The sequence below is a fragment of the Pontitalea aquivivens genome, assembly GCF_046507575.1.
Lineage (GTDB): Bacteria > Pseudomonadota > Alphaproteobacteria > Rhodobacterales > Rhodobacteraceae > Pontitalea > Pontitalea aquivivens.
Map to the genome: position 1 here is coordinate 1 of NZ_JBKFEY010000151.1, position 246 is coordinate 246.

Consider the following 246-nt stretch of genomic DNA (forward strand, 5'->3'; position numbering starts at 1 on the left):
TATGGGGATGTTGGAAACCCCAACATCCCGTCTGGTGACAGCGCGGCGACCAACGGCGATCCATCGCAGGCGCCGCCGCAGGGCACCGAGGTGGGTGTTTCCGCCGGGAACACCCGGCCAGTTCCCGCGGCTCCGGGCAGCAGTATTGCCGCCGCCAACGCGGCGCCTGACGCGAGGGCGATCCGCGCCGAGGCCATCGCCCATGCCCGGGCGGTGATCGACCTCTGCCGGCTGGCGGGCCAGCCG

Annotated in this window: 1 protein-coding gene; it reads left to right on the forward strand. The window is 72.4% G+C overall.

Features of this window, described 5'->3' with window-relative positions:
- Positions 1-246, forward strand: a 246-nt coding sequence (locus ACK8OU_RS20600) for a hypothetical protein (protein ID WP_410305187.1), incomplete at both ends; no start/stop codon positions are given.